This window comes from Streptomyces violaceusniger Tu 4113, assembly GCF_000147815.2.
In the GTDB taxonomy this organism is placed as follows: Bacteria; Actinomycetota; Actinomycetes; order Streptomycetales; family Streptomycetaceae; genus Streptomyces; species Streptomyces violaceusniger_A.
Genome location: NC_015957.1, coordinates 8,316,590 through 8,331,556 on the forward strand (window position 1 = coordinate 8,316,590; position 14,967 = coordinate 8,331,556).

Genomic DNA, 14,967 nt, shown 5'->3' on the forward strand with positions numbered 1-14,967 from the left:
TGCCTATGGTCGGCGACAGCGCGCCACCGCACATGGACCGCGCGACCGGACAAATCCCCGTCCCACCGCGGCCGGGCTAGGAGGAGTTGGATGTTCCAGAACGCCGACGACGCTCGGAAGTACATCTCGGACGAGGACGTCAAGTTCGTCGACGTCCGCTTCTGCGACCTTCCCGGCGTCATGCAGCACTTCACCGTACCGGCGGAGGCGTTCGACCCGGACGAGGAGCTGGCCTTCGACGGCTCGTCGATCCGCGGCTTCCAGGCCATCCACGAGTCGGACATGGCCCTGCGCGCGGACCTCTCCACGGCGCGTGTCGACCCGTTCCGCCGGGACAAGACCCTCAACATCAACTTCTTCATCCACGACCCGATCACGGGTGAGCAGTACAGCCGCGACCCGCGGAACATCGCCAAGAAGGCCGAGGCCTACCTCGCCTCCACCGGCATCGCGGACACCGCGTACTTCGGTCCGGAGGCGGAGTTCTACGTCTTCGACAGCGTGCGCTTCGACACCAAGGCGAACGAGTCCTTCTACCACATCGATTCCGAGGCGGGCGCCTGGAACACCGGCGCGCTCCAGGACAACCGTGGCTACAAGGTCCGCTACAAGGGCGGCTACTTCCCGACCCCGCCGGTCGACCACTTCGCCGACCTGCGCGCCGAGATCAGCCTCGAGCTGAACAAGGCCGGTCTCCAGGTCGAGCGCCAGCACCACGAGGTGGGCACCGCCGGCCAGGCCGAGATCAACTACAAGTTCAACACGCTGCTGGCCGCGGCCGACGATCTGATGCTGTTCAAGTACATCGTCAAGAACGTGGCGTGGAAGAACGGCAAGACCGCGACCTTCATGCCGAAGCCGATCTTCGGTGACAACGGCTCGGGCATGCACGTCCACCAGTCGCTGTGGCAGGGCGGCTCCCCGCTCTTCTACGACGAGCAGGGCTACGCGGGCCTGTCGGACACCGCCCGCTACTACATCGGCGGCATCCTCCGGCACGCCCCGTCGCTGCTCGCGTTCACCAACCCGACGGTGAACTCCTACCACCGCCTGGTCCCGGGCTTCGAGGCACCGGTCAACCTGGTGTACTCGCAGCGTAACCGCTCCGCCGCGATGCGTATCCCGATCACCGGCTCCAACCCGAAGGCCAAGCGCGTCGAGTTCCGCGCCCCGGACTCCTCCGGCAACCCGTACCTGGCCTTCTCCGCCCTGCTCCTCGCGGGTCTGGACGGCATCAAGAACAAGATCGAGCCGGCCGAGCCGATCGACAAGGACCTCTACGAGCTCGCCCCCGACGAGCACGCGGGCGTCCCGCAGGTCCCGACCTCCCTCCCGGCCGTCCTCGACTCCCTCGAGGCCGACCACGAGTTCCTCCTCCAGGGCGGGGTCTTCACCTCCGACCTGATCGAGACCTGGATCGACTACAAGCGCACCAACGAGATCGCGCCGCTGCAGCTCCGTCCGCACCCGCACGAGTTCGAGCTCTACTTCGACGTGTGATCCGTACCGGCTCCGGCCGAGCCCCCGCCGCCGCCCCGATGGGCGGGGGTGGGGGCTCGGCGTTTGTGCGGAGGGGTCACGCGGCGGCGTTGACCGTCTGGGTGTCGGTGCCGGAGGACGGCAGGAAGCCGGTGTCGCCGTTGTAGAGGGCGACCACGGGGTGGGTGCCGACGCCCAGGGTGTTGAGGGACAGCGTCGCGACGCCCCCCGACAGCGGCTGGACGAACGCCCCGCCGCCGGAGGCGCCGATGATGAAGGTGACCGTTCCGGTCGGGACGCCCGTGCCGGGCGCGACCGGGGTGACGGTGGCGGTGAACGTCACCGAGGCACCCAGCGTCGACGGGTCCGGCGCCGAGGACACCGAGGTAGTGGTCGCCGACTGGACGACGAGGATGACGTTGGCGCCGGTGGAGGGGGAGAAGTTGGCGTCACCGTTGTAGTTGGCGAGGACGGCGTGGGCACCGACGCTCAGGCTGGGGACGGTGACCGAGGTGGTCCCGCCCGACAGCGTCCCGGTCAGGGTGGGGCCGCCGGTGACGACGAAAGTGACGTCGCCGGTGGGAGTCCCGACACCGAGCGGGATGACGGTGGCGGTGAGCGTCACCGACTGTCCGGATGACGCGGGTTGGGGTGAGACCGTGACCAGGGTGATCGTGGGCGTAGCCATAGTGGCCCTCCAAATGGTGTGGGGTGGTGGGCCGTTGCTCGCCACGCATGCGGGAACACAGCGCGGCGGTGCATCGGAGGCGAGGGGGTGCGCACTTACGGCGATCCACGCGGGGACATCCCCGCGTCGCCGTCCCCCGGCAGATGTGGAACCCACCGGTCTGTAGCACCAGTAGGCGCGCGACTCGCCGCCACCGCCAGAGAGTTGCCGCCTAATTACCCCGGATAGCGCAGCGCTCGACGGCTCTCCCCGCGCACACCATCCGCCTCGTGCGGCGCGCGTTCCGTGCGGTCGGGGCACCGCGTACGCACCGCGCACACGCGTGTGCTGGGGGCAGCCGTGCTGGGGGCAGCCGTGCCGGGGGCCTGCCGCGGGCGCGCCGGGCCGGGGTCAGCCGCCGCCGAAGTCGCCCCCGAAGCCACCGCCGAAACCGCCGCCGTCGCCGAAACCGCCGCCGAAGTCGCCGCCCCCGGCGTCACCGCCACCCCCGCCGTCGCCGAAGCCACCGCCGAAGTCGCCGGTGTCGTAGCCGGGGTCGAGGGATCCGCCCAGCAGCGTGCCGATCAGCAGCCCGGGCAGCAGCATCGAGCCGTATCCGCCGAAGTACCCGCTGGCCCAGGGCCCGTAGGCCGGACCGGCCTCCCAGTACGGGCGTCGCCGGTCGCCGCCGACCGGGACGGTGCGGGAGTCCGGATCGAGGCCGTCGTCGATGCGGGTGGCGTCCGCGGCGCAGGCGGGTACGGAGCGCTGGGTGCCGCCAGAGGGCGCCCACTGGACGTCCCGGACCGAGGGGCCGTGCCGCGGGTCGAAGAAGCACGGCGGGCGCCGCTCGGGCAGCGGCCCGCCCTCGCGGCGGGCGTCGAGCACCGCCAGCGCGAAGCGGCCCTCCTCCAGCGCCTCGGTCACCGGCCGTACGTCCAAGGGGCGCCGGGCGGCGGCCGACTTGGCCTTCGCCTCCTCGTAGGCGTCCAGGGCGCGGCCGTAGTCGTCCGCCATCTCGGGGGTGGACGCCGGGTCGGCCGGGTCGAAGCCGGTCCGGCTGAGCTTCTCGCCGTACGCGGTGATGTCCTCCTCGACCGCGCCGCGCACCTGCTCCAGCTCGGCCCGCTCGCGCTCGCGGCGCTGCTTGCGGGTGCGCCGCAGCAGGTAGAGACCGCCTCCGCCGACGGCGGCCAGAATGATCAGCACCACCACGGTCTCCCCCACCGACATACCGGTGGAGTCCCGCGCGCCCTGGTCGCCGCCGGTCCCCTGGCCGCCCCGGTCGTGGGTCGCCTTGGCCGCGTCGGTCACGAAGCCGTTCAGGACCGCCGCGAGGTCGCGGGGGTGCTGCCGCAGGTTCTGCGCCGCCAGCGCCTGCGAGGTGCGTCCCGGCAGCACCGAGGTGTCGGAGGCCGCCCCGAAGGAGGAGCCGAGCGCCACCGCGTAGATGCCGGGACGGTCGACGGCGGCCCGCAGCCGCCCGAAGACGCGCTCGCCTCCGTACGCGGGATTGTCCGGCAGGACGGCGACGTAGACGGGCACGCCCGCGTCACGGATATGGGCCACCAGGCGGCGCGCCTGCCCGGCGCTCAGTGCGTCGGAGGCGCCGGGATCGACATACACGGGGCTGTTCCGCAGCGCCTTGCCGATCTTGTTCACATCCGTTTCGGCGCGCGCTCCCCCGGCGGTGAGCAGCACCGCCGTCAGAGCGACGAGGACGGCCAGCAGCAGCGTGCCCCATCGCGATGTCTTGACGGACACGCCTCACATTTACCCGCATAAGGGTTCGACTATGCGTGAATCCGTCTTTCGGCGCGGGTCCGACGTGCGTGGCTGGGCCCCGCCACTGCCCCTCTCCGCGGTGGCGGGGCTCAGTGCTGTGCGATCAGCTCGTGGTGCTGGTCACCGTGCCGTTGTCCGGAGCGGTGACGACCTGGGTGTACTCGGAGACGCCGGAGGCGCCGAAATTGGCGTCCCCCTCGTAGACGGCACCGACGTCCCAGTTGCCTGCCGACAGCGCCACTTCGAGGAAGGCGAATCCATTGGTGTCCAGGGTGGGGCTGCTGGTGATCGTGCCCACACCGTTGGTGAGGGTGAAGGTGACCGGGCCCGTGGGGGTTCCGGCGCCGAGCGGTATGACGGTGGCGGTGAGCGTGACCGACTGCCCGGAGACCGCGGAGTTATACGGTGGCGGGACAGAGCCAGCCGTCCGACTCCAGGGAGTCCGAATGGTCGACAGCCCGGCAGGCGTCGTCGAAGCGGCGTTCCAGCACTACATGGCGCAGGACCGCGACGCGGCCTTCCCGCTCTACGCCGATGACTTCTCGTTCACCAGTCCGCAGGACGATCACATCGACAAAGCAGCGTTCTTCGAGCGGTGCTTCCCGACTGCCGGCCGGTTGAAGGAGCAGCGGTTGCTGCACATCACCCCCGCGGACGAAGAACTCGTCTTCGCCTATTACGCGTACGAGCTCAAGACGGGCGAGAGGCACCACAACGTCGAGGCGATCACTGTCCGGGGCGGACTCATCCGGGAGGTGCAGGTCTTCTTCGGCGGCACGGTCTGACAAGCCGTCCCGTCTGTTGGTCCTCGGTGCGGAAGTGGCGCATCCGGTCGATCCGCCGCCGGGAGACGGAGGAGTCCATGCGCGGCTAGTCCGTGCGGCCCGTCGCGGCGACGGTGACGCCGAGGCCGATCATGGAGAGTCCGCCGACGCCGCCGACCAGGGCGAGGCGTCGCGGTGAGCGGGCGACCCAGGTGCGGGCGGTGGCCGCGGCCAGGCCCCAGACGCTGTCGGAGACCACCGCGATGGCGTTGTAGATCAGGCCGAGCAGCAGCATCTGCAGCGCGACATGCCCCTGGTCGCGGTCGACGAACTGGGGCAGTACGGCGGCCAGGAAGACGATCGTCTTGGGGTTGGCCACACCGACCGCGAACCCCTCCCACAGGGTGCGCAGGCCCCCGCGGGCGGGGCCGTCGCCGGTGAAGGCAGCGGGCAGCGAGCGGCGCTGCCGCACCGCCTTGACGCCCAGGTGGACCAGATACGCGGCGCCCACCAGCTTCAGCGTGGTGAAGACGACGGCCGAGCGCTCCACCACGGACCCGACGCCCAGCGCCACGGCCACGACCAGCACATACGCGCCGAGCGTATTGCCGATGACCGTGGTCAGGGCCGCGCGGCGGCCCTGGGCCAGTGCCCGGCCGACCACGAAGAGCACGCTGGGGCCGGGGATCACGATCAGCAGAAAGGACATGGCCGCGAAGGCGAGCAGCCGGTCGGTGGACACCATGGGGCGCATCGAAGCACGCGCACGGGGCGCGGCTCCAGCCCTTTTTCGGGTCATCCGAGGCCACCTGAGGTTGGCTGAGGTCGCCTGAGGCGCGAGGGCCGCCTGGTGCGATGCGGCCGCTCCACGATCGGTGGACCTTGCCGTAAACCACGGCGCCCGAGTCTCGGTCTGCGGCAATCTGAGGCATACCGAACGGAAAACACGCCCTCAGGGGGGATTTGTGACGTCCCGAACCACCGAGCAGGCGGAACAACCACCGGAACAGCCATCGAAGCAGCCGTCGGAACAATCACCGGAACAACCGGCCGAGCGGCCCAGCGAGGAGTTACGCTTTCGGCCGCCCGCGCTGACGGCCCTGGAGAAGAACCCCGTCACCACCCGGGCCATGGCCCGCAGACTGCCCCAACTGGTCCGCCGCTCCATGGCGTTGGCCTGGAAGGTGGACCGGACGGCGGTGGCGGCGCTGCTGGTGTGCCAGGCGCTGTCGGGCTTCTTCGAGGCGTTCGGGCTGCTGGCCACCACGGGCACGATCACGGCGCTCATCTCCTCCGGCCACATCGCCGACCGGCTCCGGGACGCGCTGCCCTCGATCGCGGTGCTGGCGGGGGCGGCCGGGCTGCGGGCGCTGCTGGGGATCGCGGTCAGCAACATCTCCAGCAGGCTCTCCCCGCGGATCTCCCGGGAGGCCGAGACGCAGATGCTGGACGCGGCGATCAACGCCGAGCTGGCGGCGTACGACAACCCCGGGTTCAACGACAAGTGGGACGCGGCGGACCGGGGCGCCGAGGTGGCGCAGGATCTGATCACCGAGTCGCAGCAACTCATGGGGTGTCTCTCGTCGCTGATCGCGGCGGCGGGCGTGGTCACCGTGCTGCATCCGGCACTGCTGCCGCTGTTGCTGCTGACCGCGTTGCCGCAGGGGATCGCGGGGATGAAGGCGGCCCGGGTGCACTACGAGACCAGTCGTGCGATGAGCGCCGACCGGCGCACGCTCGGGCTGCTGCGCTGGTACATGGTGGACAAGGACATCGCCGATCAGCTCCGTTCCGGCACCATGGCGGAGTTTCTGCTGAAGCGGTACCGGGCCATCGGGGCGCGGGTGGACGCGGCCACCGACACGGCGGTCCACCGGGGCGCGCGATACGCGGTGCTGGGGGCGCTGGCGGGCGGGCTGGCGTCCGGGCTGGTGTGGGTGTCGCTGGCGCTGCTGCTGGGCGCGGGGCAGATGTCGGTGGCGTCGGCGGGTACGGCGGTGTTCGCGCTGCGCACGGTGGGCGCCTCGCTGCAGGGGATGGTCGGTTACGGGACCCGGCTGTTCCGTACGGGGCTGTATCTGGACGACTGGGCGGAGTTCATCGAGGAGGCGGGCGGACACCGGATGCGGCGCGGCCCCCGGGTCCCGGCGGCGCCACGGGTGATCAGGGCCGAGGGGCTGACGTACGCCTATCCGGAATCCGACGCCCCGGCCCTGGACGATGTCACGCTCGAGGTGCGGCGGGGCGAGGTGCTCGCGCTGGTCGGGGAGAACGGCTCGGGCAAGACCACCCTGAGCAAGCTGCTGACCGGGCTCTATCTGCCCACCAAGGGCGCGGTGACCTGGGACGGCGCGGATGTGGCGGGGCTGGATCCGCAGGCGATGTGGCGGCATACGGCGGTCGTGCCACAGGACTACGCGCACTGGCCGCTGTCCGCCCGCGACAACATCACCCTGGGCCAGCCGCACGGCGGGGACGAGGCGGTCCGGGAGGCGGCGGTCCACTCCGGGGCGCATGAGGTGGTGGACGGGCTGCGCAGCGGGCTGGACACTCTGCTCGCCCGGCAGTGGTGGGGCGGGGTGGAGCTGTCCGGCGGGCAGTGGCAGCGCATCGCGCTGGCCCGCGCGTTCCACCGGCCCGCCGGGCTGCTGGTGATGGACGAGCCCACCAGCGCGCTGGACGCCCGTGCCGAGCACCGGATCTTCGCGGGGCTGCGGCGGATGGCGGAGGACCGCGCCGTCGTCCTGGTCACCCACCGGCTGGCGAACGTCGCCGTGGCGGACCGGATCGTCGTGCTGGAGCGGGGGCGGGTGATCCAGCAGGGCACGTTCGCGGAGCTGACGGGGTGCCGCGGGCTGTTCCGGGAGTTGTGGGAGCTGCAGAACGACCGCGGGGTGCCGGCGCCGCGCGGGGAGAAGGCCTGAACGCAGGCGCTGGGCGGGCGGGCGGTCTGAACGCCGGTCCTGGCGGTCAGGGGCTCGGGAACCAGCCGGTTTCGGCGGCGCGGACGCGGGAGGCGGCTATCTCGGCGTAGGCCCGGTCACGGCCCTCCCAGTGGGAGCCCTCGACGGACTTGCCGGGCTCGAGGTCCTTGTAGACCTCGAAGAAGTGGGTGATCTCCTGCCGGTCGAATTCGGGGACGTCCTCGAGGTCCTGGACGCCGGCATAGCGCGGGTCATGGGCCGGGACGCAGAGGATCTTCTCGTCCGGGCCCTGCTCGTCGCGCATGCAGTACATGCCGATGGCGCGGCAGAGGATGACACAGCCGGGGAAGGTGGGCTCGGCGACGGTGACGAGGGCGTCCAGCGGATCGCCGTCCCGGCCGAGGGTGAGGTCGACGAAGCCGTAGTCGGCCGGGTACTTCGTCGAGGTGAAGAGCATCCGGTCCAGCCGGATCCGGCCGGTGTCATGGTCCATCTCGTACTTGTTGCGGGACCCCTCCGGGATCTCCACGACCACATCGAACTCACCGTGCTCCATCGCGGCCTCCGGTCACCCGTGCGCTCCGCTGTCCTTCCAGTGTGCGCCCGGCCGGCAGGGCGGGCAGCCCGGACCTGGGCACCTCAGCCACCCCGCACGAGGGCGTCGATCTCGGCCTCGAAGAGGACCGAGGGATCGAAGCCCATGCCCGTGAACTGGCCTTGCACATCAAGGCTGATCACGCCGTGGAGCCGGGTCCAGGTGCGCAGCGCACGGCCCTTCAGCTCGCCGCCGGGCTCCTCCCCGGCCACCCAGGGGCCCGCGCCCTCCAGATGGCGCGCCAGCGCGGCCTCGAGCTCGGTGAGGGGCTGCCCGCCGCTCATGGCGGCGCCACTCCCCTCGGCGCCGTCACCGCCGACGGTGGCGCAGGCGTCGACGATGGTCCGCATCAGCCCGGCCGAGATCTCGATGGTCTCCGGCGGCGCGTGGTAACCGGGCACCGGGGTGCCGTAGATGAGCAGATAGCGGTCGGGCTGCCGCTTCGCCCAGTCGCGCAGGGCGAGGGCCAGGGCGCGGAAGCGGTCGGCGGGAACGGCGTCGGCGACGGCCCGGGCGAGGGCCTCGGCCAGATCGCGGTAGGCGTCGATGATCAGCTCGGTCAGCAGCTCGTCCCGGCTCGCGAAATAGCGGTAGAGCGCGGGGCCGGTCATGCCCATCGACTTCGCGATCGCGTTCACCGAGATGCCGGCGGTGCCCGACTCGGAGAGCTGGGCCAGGGCCACGGCCTTGGCCTCCTCCCGGGTCTGTTTGCGGTAGCGCTCTCGCCGTGGTGTCGCCATGGACGGGCCTCTCGTACGGGTCGTCGATTTCGGACTTGACACTTCGAGAGTAACAGGTTCATTGTTTGGTTAGAAGTTCTCACAACAACGAGAGCTCCTCACAGGGAAGCGAGATCCGCCATGATCACCGAAGTCGTTCTGCCGGGCCAGGTGGAGCCGGAGGGGCTCCAGCTCCGCACCCGTCCGCTGCCCGAGCCCGGGCCCGGGCAGGCGCTGGTGGCCGTCGAGGCGTCGGGGGTCTCCTTCGCCGAGCAGCAGATGCGCCGCGGGAAGTACTACGACCAGCCGCCGTTCCCCTTCGTGCCCGGCTATGACCTGGTGGGCAGGGTGGTCTCGACCGGCCCCGGGGTGGATCCGGCCCTGCGGGGGCGCCGGTTCGCGGCGCTCACGAAGATCGGCGGCTGGGCCAGCCACACCCTCGTCCACGCGGGCGATCTGGTGGAGGTCCCCGAGGGGGTGGACCCGGCGGAGGCCGAGACGGTGGTGGTCAACGGGATCACGGCCTGGCAGATGCTCCACCGCGTGGCCAAGGTGCGCCCCGGGACGACCGTGCTGGTGCACGGGGCCAACGGCGGAGTGGGCACCACACTGGTCCAGCTCGCCCGCCATGCGGGCGTCAAGGTCATAGGCACCGCCTCGCCCCGCCATCACGACGCGGTGCGCGCTCTCGGCGCCACCCCCCTCGACTACCGCGATCCGGATCTGCCCGGCCGGGTGCGGGCGCTGGCGCCCGGCGGGGTCGACGCGGTCTTCGACCACATCGGCGGCGAGGGCATCGTCGACTCCTACCGGCTGCTCGCCCGCGGCGGCACGCTGGTCTCCTACGGCACGGCGGCCACCCGGGACATCCCCGGATCGTCCCGGACCCCGGTGCTCAAGCTGCTCGCCCGGCTGACCCTGTGGAATCTGCTGCCCAACGGGCGGGGAGCGCACTTCTACAACCTCTGGGCCGGACGGCGGCGCCTGGCCGCCTACCAGGCGCGGATCCGCGCCGATCTGGGGCAGGTGCTGGCGCTGCTGGCGAGCGGCGAGTTCACCGCACAGGTGGCGGCGCGGATTCCGCTCTCCGATGCCGCGGAGGCGATGCGGCTGGCCGAGTCCGGCACCGTCACCGGAAAGGTCGTCCTGGTCGCGGACCAGAGCGCCGGCCAGGACGGCGAGGAGAGCGCGCGATGAGCGGCAAGCCCTTCGGCGAGCCCGAGAAGCACGACGAGTACGACAAGCCCCGCAAGCCCTATGTCAGCGGCCGCTACGCCCCCACGGCGGTGGAGTCGACCGTCTGGGGCCTCGCCGTGCACGGCTCCCTGCCTCCCGAGCTGACCGGCCGCTATCTGCGCAACGGCCACAACCCTCCGCCCGGGGTGGTGCCGTCGCACTGGTTCAAGGGCAGCGGCATGGTCCACGGGCCGCGGCTGCGCGCCGGAAGAGCGGAGTGGTACCGCAACCGCTGGGTGCGGACACCGGCCCTCCACAGCGCCATATCGTCCTGGACGCCCGCGACATCACGGCCGCCTCCGTCGCCACTGTGGAGCTGCCCCACCGCGTCCCCGCGGGGATCCACGGCTCCTGGATCCCCGCCCCGGCCACCGGTCCGTGATAATTTTCGTATACGAGTTGTATGCGAAGTAGCATGGGGGCCCAGTGCCAGCGCAGTCCGGACGAGAAAAGGCGTACGCGTTCCTCAAGGAAACCGTGCTGACCGATCCCGACATGCAGGGCCGGTTCCTCACCGAGCAGGAGATCGCCGACCGGATCGGCATCTCCCGGACCCCGATCCGTGAGGCCCTGCTCCTGCTGGCGGCCGAGGACCTGGTCCAGCTCGTCCCCAAGCGGGGTGCGCATATCGCCCCGCTCTCCGGCCGGGAGATCACCGAACTGATGGAGCTGCGCGGGATCGTCGAGCGCTACGCCGCCGAGCACACCATCGAGGCGGGCACGGTGCCGGTCGCGAAGCTGATGGAGCTGCTGGACCGGCAGCGCGAGCTGATGGGGCCGGACCAGGCCAAGGAGTTCATCGCCATCGACCATCTCTTCCACGCGACCATGGTCGCCGCGGTCGGCAATGAACTCCTCAACCGGCACTACGAGGGACTGCGCAGCCGCCAGATCCGCGCCGGGGTGGTGGCCCTGTACAACCACACCGGCCGCCAGGAGGAGGTGCTCGGCGAGCACCGGGCGATCCTGGACGCGGTGGCCTCGGGGGACAGGGAAGCGGCCCGCACGGCGATCAGCGCCCATCTGGAGTCGACGCTGAAGGTACTGCTCACCGGGTGAGTCAGAGCCCGGCCGCCGGACGGGTGGGTCACCGCCCGGCGCCCGGACCGATGAGTCACCGCCCGGCGGGCGCCTCCGGATAGGTGATCACCAGCATGGTGACGCCCTCCTCGGAGACCCACGGGCCATGCGGCATCCCCGGGGGCCGGCAGGCGTAGAAGCCGCGCGAGAAGGTCCTCCCCAGGGTCAGATCGCGCATGCTGCCCTCCAGGAGATAGACCTCCTCCCAGCCGTCGTGGCGAGCGACCCCGGACGGGGAGGTGTCCGTCCCCGGCTCCCAGCGCACCAGGGCGGTGGTGTGGGAGCCGCTTCCGTCCACGGCCAGGATCTGTTCGCTGACCCCCTCGCCCGCACCCGGTGGCCGTTGCCAGGGCCCGGAAGGCAGATGGAACTCGAGCTCCGGTTTGGCCCCTTCGGCCTCGCGGGCGCCGTTCACGGGTTTACCCCCAGCCTGCGGTTGGCCAGGACGGAGACCGTGCGGCGCACCGCCGCGACCTCGTCGGTGTCGACGTCCCCCACCAGCAGCCCGGGGCCCGCGTCCAGCCGCTCCCGTACGGTGCCGTCGGGGCCGATCAGGGCGCTGTGGCCGATCCCGGTGGGGGCGGAGGCCGCAGGGGTCACGCCGGACGCCGCCGGATCGGCCTGGCCCACGGCCGCCAGCCAAATGGTGGCGTCGAGCGCCCGTGCCCGGGTCAGCAGCTCCCACTGCTCGCGCTTGCCGGGCCCCGCGCCCCAGGAGGCGGGCAGCACGGAGAGCACCGCGTCCGCGTCGGCGTGGGCCCGGAAGAGCTCGGGGAACCGTACGTCGTAGCAGGTGGCCAGACCGATCCGGACGCCGTCGAGGTCGAAGGTCACCACCTCGGAGCCCGGGGCCACGGTCTTGGACTCGGCAAAGCCGAAGGCGTCATAGAGGTGGATCTTGTCGTAGGAGGTCTCCACCCCCGGGCCGGTGGCCAGCAGGGTGTTGGTCACCCGGCCGTCGGGCGCCGGGGTGAACATCCCGGCCACGACCACCAGCCCGGCATCCTTCGCGAGCTGCCGGACCTCGGTGGCCCAGGGCCCGTCCAGCGGTTCGGCGATCGGGCCGAGCCGGGTGCCGAAGCAGGCCATGGCCGCCTCCGGGAAGACGACCAGCCGCGCCCCGGCCTCCGCCGCCCGCTGTGTCTCCTGGCGCAGCAGGGCAAGGTTCGAGGCCGGGTCCGGGCCCGTGGTGAGCTGGCTCAGTGCGATGCGGAGGGGCATGGCGGGTGCTGCCTCATTTCCTGGTCGGGAGGGTCGGAGTGTAGGCGGGTGCCGGGGTACGCGGTCCCGTCCCGGGTACGTGATCCCATCCCGCCCCTTCCCCGGCGCGGCCCGCTTTACAGCTCCGCGGAGCCAGGAGCCAGGAGCCGGGAGCCGGGAGCCGGGGCCAGGGCGGGACGGGACGGGACGGTGCGGAACGGGTCAGGACACGGTGGTGGAGGTGGTGCGGCCGACGGGAAGCGGCTCCGGCTCCTCCTCTTCGGCGGAGGAGGGGTCCCGGCCCAGCCAGAGGCCCGCCACCGTGACCGCGGCGGTGATCGCAATGTAGATGGCCAGCGGCACCCAGGCGTGATAGACCCCGAGCAGCGTGGTGAAGAGCAGCGGCGCGATCGCGCCACCGATGATCCCGGCGAGGGTGTAGGCGAGCGAGGAGCCGGTGTAGCGCAGCCGCGGGGAGAACTGCTCGGCGACGAAGGCCGCCTGCGGCCCGTACATCAGCGAGTGGATCACCAGCGCGCCGACGACCCCGAGGGTGAGCAGCGCCCAACTGCCGTCCGCGACCAGCGGGAAGAACAGAAACGGCCAGACACCGGCGGCGACGGCGGCGCCCGCGTACAGCCACCGCCGGTTGACGCGGTCCGAGAGCGCCCCGGCCAGCGGGATGAGCACGATCTGCAGCGAGGAGCCGATCAGCACGGCGGTGAGCGCCGAGCCGCGTGACATGTCGAGTTCCTCGGTGGCGTAGGTGAGCACGAAGACGGTGAACATCGCGTACAGCACATCGGGGGCGACCCGGCAGAGGATCGCGGCGATCAGCGCCCTCGGCTGGGTGGTGAACACCTCGCGCACCGGTGCCTCCGGGCGGTCCTGCGCGGCCTCCATCGCCTTGAAGACCGGGGTTTCCTCCAGCTTGGCGCGGACCCACAGGCCGAAGCCCACCAGGACGCCGGAGAGCAGGAACGCCACCCGCCAGCCCCAGCTCAGGAACTGGTCCTCCGTCAGCGCCGCGCCCAGCGCGGCCAGGACGCCGTTGGCCAGCAGATTGCCCGCCGGAGGGCCGACCTGCGCGGCGGAGGCGTAGAAGCCGCGTCGCCGCGGATCTCCGAACTCGCTGGACAGCAGCACCGCACCGCCCCACTCGCCGCCGACGCCGACGCCCTGCGCGAAGCGCAGCAGCACCAGCGCGGCGGGGGCCGCGACGCCGACCGTGGCATAGGTGGGCAGCAGCCCGATCAGCAGCGTGGCGCTGCCGATGAGCACGAGCGTCGCGATGAGCACCTTTTTGCGGCCGATGACATCGCCGAGCCGGCCGAAGATGAAGCCGCCCAGCGGCCGGGAGATATAGCCGACGGCGTAGGTGGAGAACGCCAGCAGGGTGCCGGTGAAGGGGTCCTTGGAGGGGAAGAAGAGGTCGCCGAAGACCAGGGCCGCGGCGGCGGAGTAGACGGCGAAGTCGTACCACTCCAGGGCGGTGCCGGTAAGGCTGGCGACAAAGGCGCGGCGGACCCCGGACCGGTCGGCCCGGGGCGGTGCGCTCGATGCGGTGGGCTGCATGTTCCGTCCTCGAGGTGGTGCGTGAGGCTTACGTGATGGTACGTGGCGTTTGCGCGGTGGTGCGATGAGATGGTCGGGGGGTGTGCGTGGGTCGACCTTCCGGCATACTTGTTGTATACCAAGCGTATGCGCAACCCCTCCGGGGGAAGTTAACCGCTTCGAAATCGCAGAAACAGCACATCGCCCCACCGTGCCTTGGAGAGCTCAGCCCATGACGACGCAGCCCAACCAGCCCGCCCGGTCCTCGCTCATCTTCGAACTCCCCGATGGCTCCCTCCACCAGGTGGAGGTCGTCCAGGTGCTCAACGCGGGCTACGCGGGACGCAGCCAGGACGATGTGGCCGCCCATGTCGCCGAGCTCGCCGAGCTGGGCGTGCCCGCGCCCTCCGTGACGCCCGCCCTCTACCCCGTCTCCCCCTACCTCGCCCAGCAGACCGGCCAGGTCAGCGTCCAGCACGCCCGCACCTCGGGCGAGGCCGAGTGGGCTCTGGTCGTGGCCGCGGACGGGGAGCTGCTGCTGACGGCGGCCTGCGACCACACCGACCGGGCGCTGGAGGTGCACGGCGTGGCCTGGAGCAAGAACGCGGCCCCCGATGTGCTGGCCACCCGCGCCTGGCGGCTGTCCGATGTGGAGTCCCGCCTGGACGACCTGACGCTCCGCGCCTGGGTCACTCACGACGGTGAGGAGATCGAGGTGCAGAGCGGCACCCTGGCCGAGCTGCTGCCGCCTTCCTACTGGGTCGAGGTGCTGCGCGAACGCGGTGACCTGGTGCCCGGCACCGTGCTGATCTCCGGCACCATCCCGATGGCCGAGGACGTGGACCAATTCGCCGGGCGCTGGCGGGTGGAGCTGGGCGACCCGGCCACCGGCCGGACCATCGACTGCTCCTACGACGTGGTCCCGCTGCCCGAGCCGATCGGCTGAGACGGCACACCCGGGCAC

General features: G+C 71.4%; 16 protein-coding genes and 1 pseudogene. 8 read left to right on the plus strand and 9 right to left on the minus strand.

Annotated elements, in window-relative coordinates:
* Positions 1–90: 90 nt before the first annotated feature.
* Entirely contained in the window at positions 91–1,500 is a 1,410-nt protein-coding gene (gene glnA, locus STRVI_RS34030; RefSeq protein WP_014060114.1) for a type I glutamate--ammonia ligase, read from the plus strand.
* A 76-nt stretch (positions 1,501–1,576) separates the two neighbouring features.
* Here glnA and STRVI_RS34035 read toward each other — a convergent pair whose 3' ends face one another.
* The 3 genes from STRVI_RS34035 to STRVI_RS49125 form a co-directional block, all read right to left on the minus strand.
* Entirely contained in the window at positions 1,577–2,167 is a 591-nt protein-coding gene (locus STRVI_RS34035) for an Ig-like domain-containing protein (protein ID WP_014060115.1), read from the minus strand.
* A gap of 390 nt (positions 2,168–2,557) precedes the next feature.
* Positions 2,558–3,910 (minus strand): hypothetical protein, encoded by a 1,353-nt coding sequence (locus STRVI_RS53060; protein ID WP_014060116.1) that lies wholly within the window; start codon positions 3,908–3,910, stop codon positions 2,558–2,560.
* Between the two features lie 124 nt (positions 3,911–4,034).
* Entirely contained in the window at positions 4,035–4,388 is a 354-nt protein-coding gene (locus tag STRVI_RS49125; RefSeq protein WP_078505494.1) for an Ig-like domain-containing protein, read from the minus strand.
* On the opposite strand from STRVI_RS49125, the gene STRVI_RS34050 reads away from it, so the two are divergent.
* Positions 4,378–4,716, plus strand: coding sequence for a nuclear transport factor 2 family protein (locus tag STRVI_RS34050; RefSeq protein WP_014060118.1), 339 nt, complete (start codon positions 4,378–4,380; stop codon positions 4,714–4,716). The two genes, STRVI_RS49125 and STRVI_RS34050, sit on opposite strands and share 11 nt — an antisense overlap.
* Positions 4,717–4,801: 85 nt before the next feature.
* Here STRVI_RS34050 and STRVI_RS34055 read toward each other — a convergent pair whose 3' ends face one another.
* The gene (locus STRVI_RS34055) at positions 4,802–5,440 is read right to left on the minus strand and encodes a LysE family translocator (protein WP_043236973.1); all 639 of its coding nucleotides are present in this window, start codon (positions 5,438–5,440) and stop codon (positions 4,802–4,804) included.
* A gap of 220 nt (positions 5,441–5,660) precedes the next feature.
* Here STRVI_RS34055 and STRVI_RS34060 point away from each other — a divergent pair, with 220 nt between their 5' ends.
* Entirely contained in the window at positions 5,661–7,619 is a 1,959-nt protein-coding gene (locus tag STRVI_RS34060) for an ABC transporter ATP-binding protein (protein ID WP_014060120.1), read from the plus strand.
* 46 nt (positions 7,620–7,665) lie between these two features.
* On the opposite strand, the gene STRVI_RS34065 is transcribed toward STRVI_RS34060, so the two are convergent.
* Both STRVI_RS34065 and STRVI_RS34070 read right to left on the minus strand, forming a co-directional pair.
* Positions 7,666–8,175: an inorganic diphosphatase gene (locus STRVI_RS34065; RefSeq protein WP_014060121.1), complete on the minus strand. Its 510-nt coding sequence runs from the start codon at positions 8,173–8,175 to the stop codon at positions 7,666–7,668.
* 83 nt (positions 8,176–8,258) lie between these two features.
* Entirely contained in the window at positions 8,259–8,954 is a 696-nt protein-coding gene (locus STRVI_RS34070) for a TetR/AcrR family transcriptional regulator (protein WP_014060122.1), read from the minus strand.
* A 120-nt stretch (positions 8,955–9,074) separates the two neighbouring features.
* On the opposite strand from STRVI_RS34070, the gene STRVI_RS34075 reads away from it, so the two are divergent.
* The 4 genes and pseudogenes from STRVI_RS34075 to STRVI_RS34080 all read left to right on the plus strand — a co-directional run bounded on the left by STRVI_RS34075 (position 9,075) and on the right by STRVI_RS34080 (position 11,228).
* Positions 9,075–10,130, plus strand: coding sequence for a medium chain dehydrogenase/reductase family protein (locus STRVI_RS34075; RefSeq protein ID WP_014060123.1), 1,056 nt, complete (start codon positions 9,075–9,077; stop codon positions 10,128–10,130).
* Positions 10,127–10,371, plus strand: a pseudogene (locus STRVI_RS49130) (carotenoid oxygenase family protein); the annotation flags it as partial. The gene STRVI_RS34075 and the pseudogene STRVI_RS49130, both read left to right, overlap by 4 nt.
* A gap of 15 nt (positions 10,372–10,386) precedes the next feature.
* Positions 10,387–10,551, plus strand: a complete 165-nt coding sequence (locus tag STRVI_RS51870; RefSeq protein ID WP_208949197.1) for a carotenoid oxygenase family protein — start codon at positions 10,387–10,389, stop codon at positions 10,549–10,551.
* A 44-nt stretch (positions 10,552–10,595) separates the two neighbouring features.
* Entirely contained in the window at positions 10,596–11,228 is a 633-nt protein-coding gene (locus STRVI_RS34080) for a GntR family transcriptional regulator (protein WP_014060124.1), read from the plus strand.
* A 55-nt stretch (positions 11,229–11,283) separates the two neighbouring features.
* Here STRVI_RS34080 and STRVI_RS34085 read toward each other — a convergent pair whose 3' ends face one another.
* The 3 genes from STRVI_RS34085 to STRVI_RS34095 form a co-directional block, all read right to left on the minus strand.
* A complete protein-coding gene (locus STRVI_RS34085) occupies positions 11,284–11,664 on the minus strand; it encodes a cupin domain-containing protein (RefSeq protein ID WP_014060125.1) in 381 nt (126 codons plus the stop codon).
* Positions 11,661–12,470 carry a carbon-nitrogen hydrolase family protein gene (locus STRVI_RS34090; RefSeq protein WP_014060126.1) on the minus strand — a complete coding sequence of 270 codons (810 nt, stop codon included), beginning with the start codon at positions 12,468–12,470 and terminating at the stop codon, positions 11,661–11,663. The genes STRVI_RS34085 and STRVI_RS34090 overlap by 4 nt, the downstream gene beginning before the upstream one ends.
* 201 nt (positions 12,471–12,671) lie before the next feature.
* Positions 12,672–14,024, minus strand: coding sequence for an MFS transporter (locus STRVI_RS34095; protein WP_014060127.1), 1,353 nt, complete (start codon positions 14,022–14,024; stop codon positions 12,672–12,674).
* Positions 14,025–14,235: 211 nt separating this feature from the next.
* Between STRVI_RS34095 and STRVI_RS34100 the strand changes: the two genes are divergently transcribed.
* Positions 14,236–14,949 (plus strand): DUF2848 domain-containing protein, encoded by a 714-nt coding sequence (locus tag STRVI_RS34100; RefSeq protein ID WP_014060128.1) that lies wholly within the window; start codon positions 14,236–14,238, stop codon positions 14,947–14,949.
* Positions 14,950–14,967: the final 18 nt, after the last annotated feature.

Coding starts and splice junctions, on each gene's coding strand:
- glnA (WP_014060114.1), top strand. CDS start 91: ATGTTCCAGAACGCCGACGACGCTCGGAAGTACATCTCGGACGAGGAC.
- STRVI_RS34035 (WP_014060115.1), bottom strand. CDS start 2,167: ATGGCTACGCCCACGATCACCCTGGTCACGGTCTCACCCCAACCCGCG.
- STRVI_RS34050 (WP_014060118.1), top strand. CDS start 4,378: ATGGTCGACAGCCCGGCAGGCGTCGTCGAAGCGGCGTTCCAGCACTAC.
- STRVI_RS34055 (WP_043236973.1), bottom strand. CDS start 5,440: ATGGTGTCCACCGACCGGCTGCTCGCCTTCGCGGCCATGTCCTTTCTG.
- STRVI_RS34065 (WP_014060121.1), bottom strand. CDS start 8,175: ATGGAGCACGGTGAGTTCGATGTGGTCGTGGAGATCCCGGAGGGGTCC.
- STRVI_RS34070 (WP_014060122.1), bottom strand. CDS start 8,954: ATGGCGACACCACGGCGAGAGCGCTACCGCAAACAGACCCGGGAGGAG.
- STRVI_RS34075 (WP_014060123.1), top strand. CDS start 9,075: ATGATCACCGAAGTCGTTCTGCCGGGCCAGGTGGAGCCGGAGGGGCTC.
- STRVI_RS34090 (WP_014060126.1), bottom strand. CDS start 12,470: ATGCCCCTCCGCATCGCACTGAGCCAGCTCACCACGGGCCCGGACCCG.
- STRVI_RS34095 (WP_014060127.1), bottom strand. CDS start 14,024: ATGCAGCCCACCGCATCGAGCGCACCGCCCCGGGCCGACCGGTCCGGG.
- STRVI_RS34100 (WP_014060128.1), top strand. CDS start 14,236: ATGACGACGCAGCCCAACCAGCCCGCCCGGTCCTCGCTCATCTTCGAA.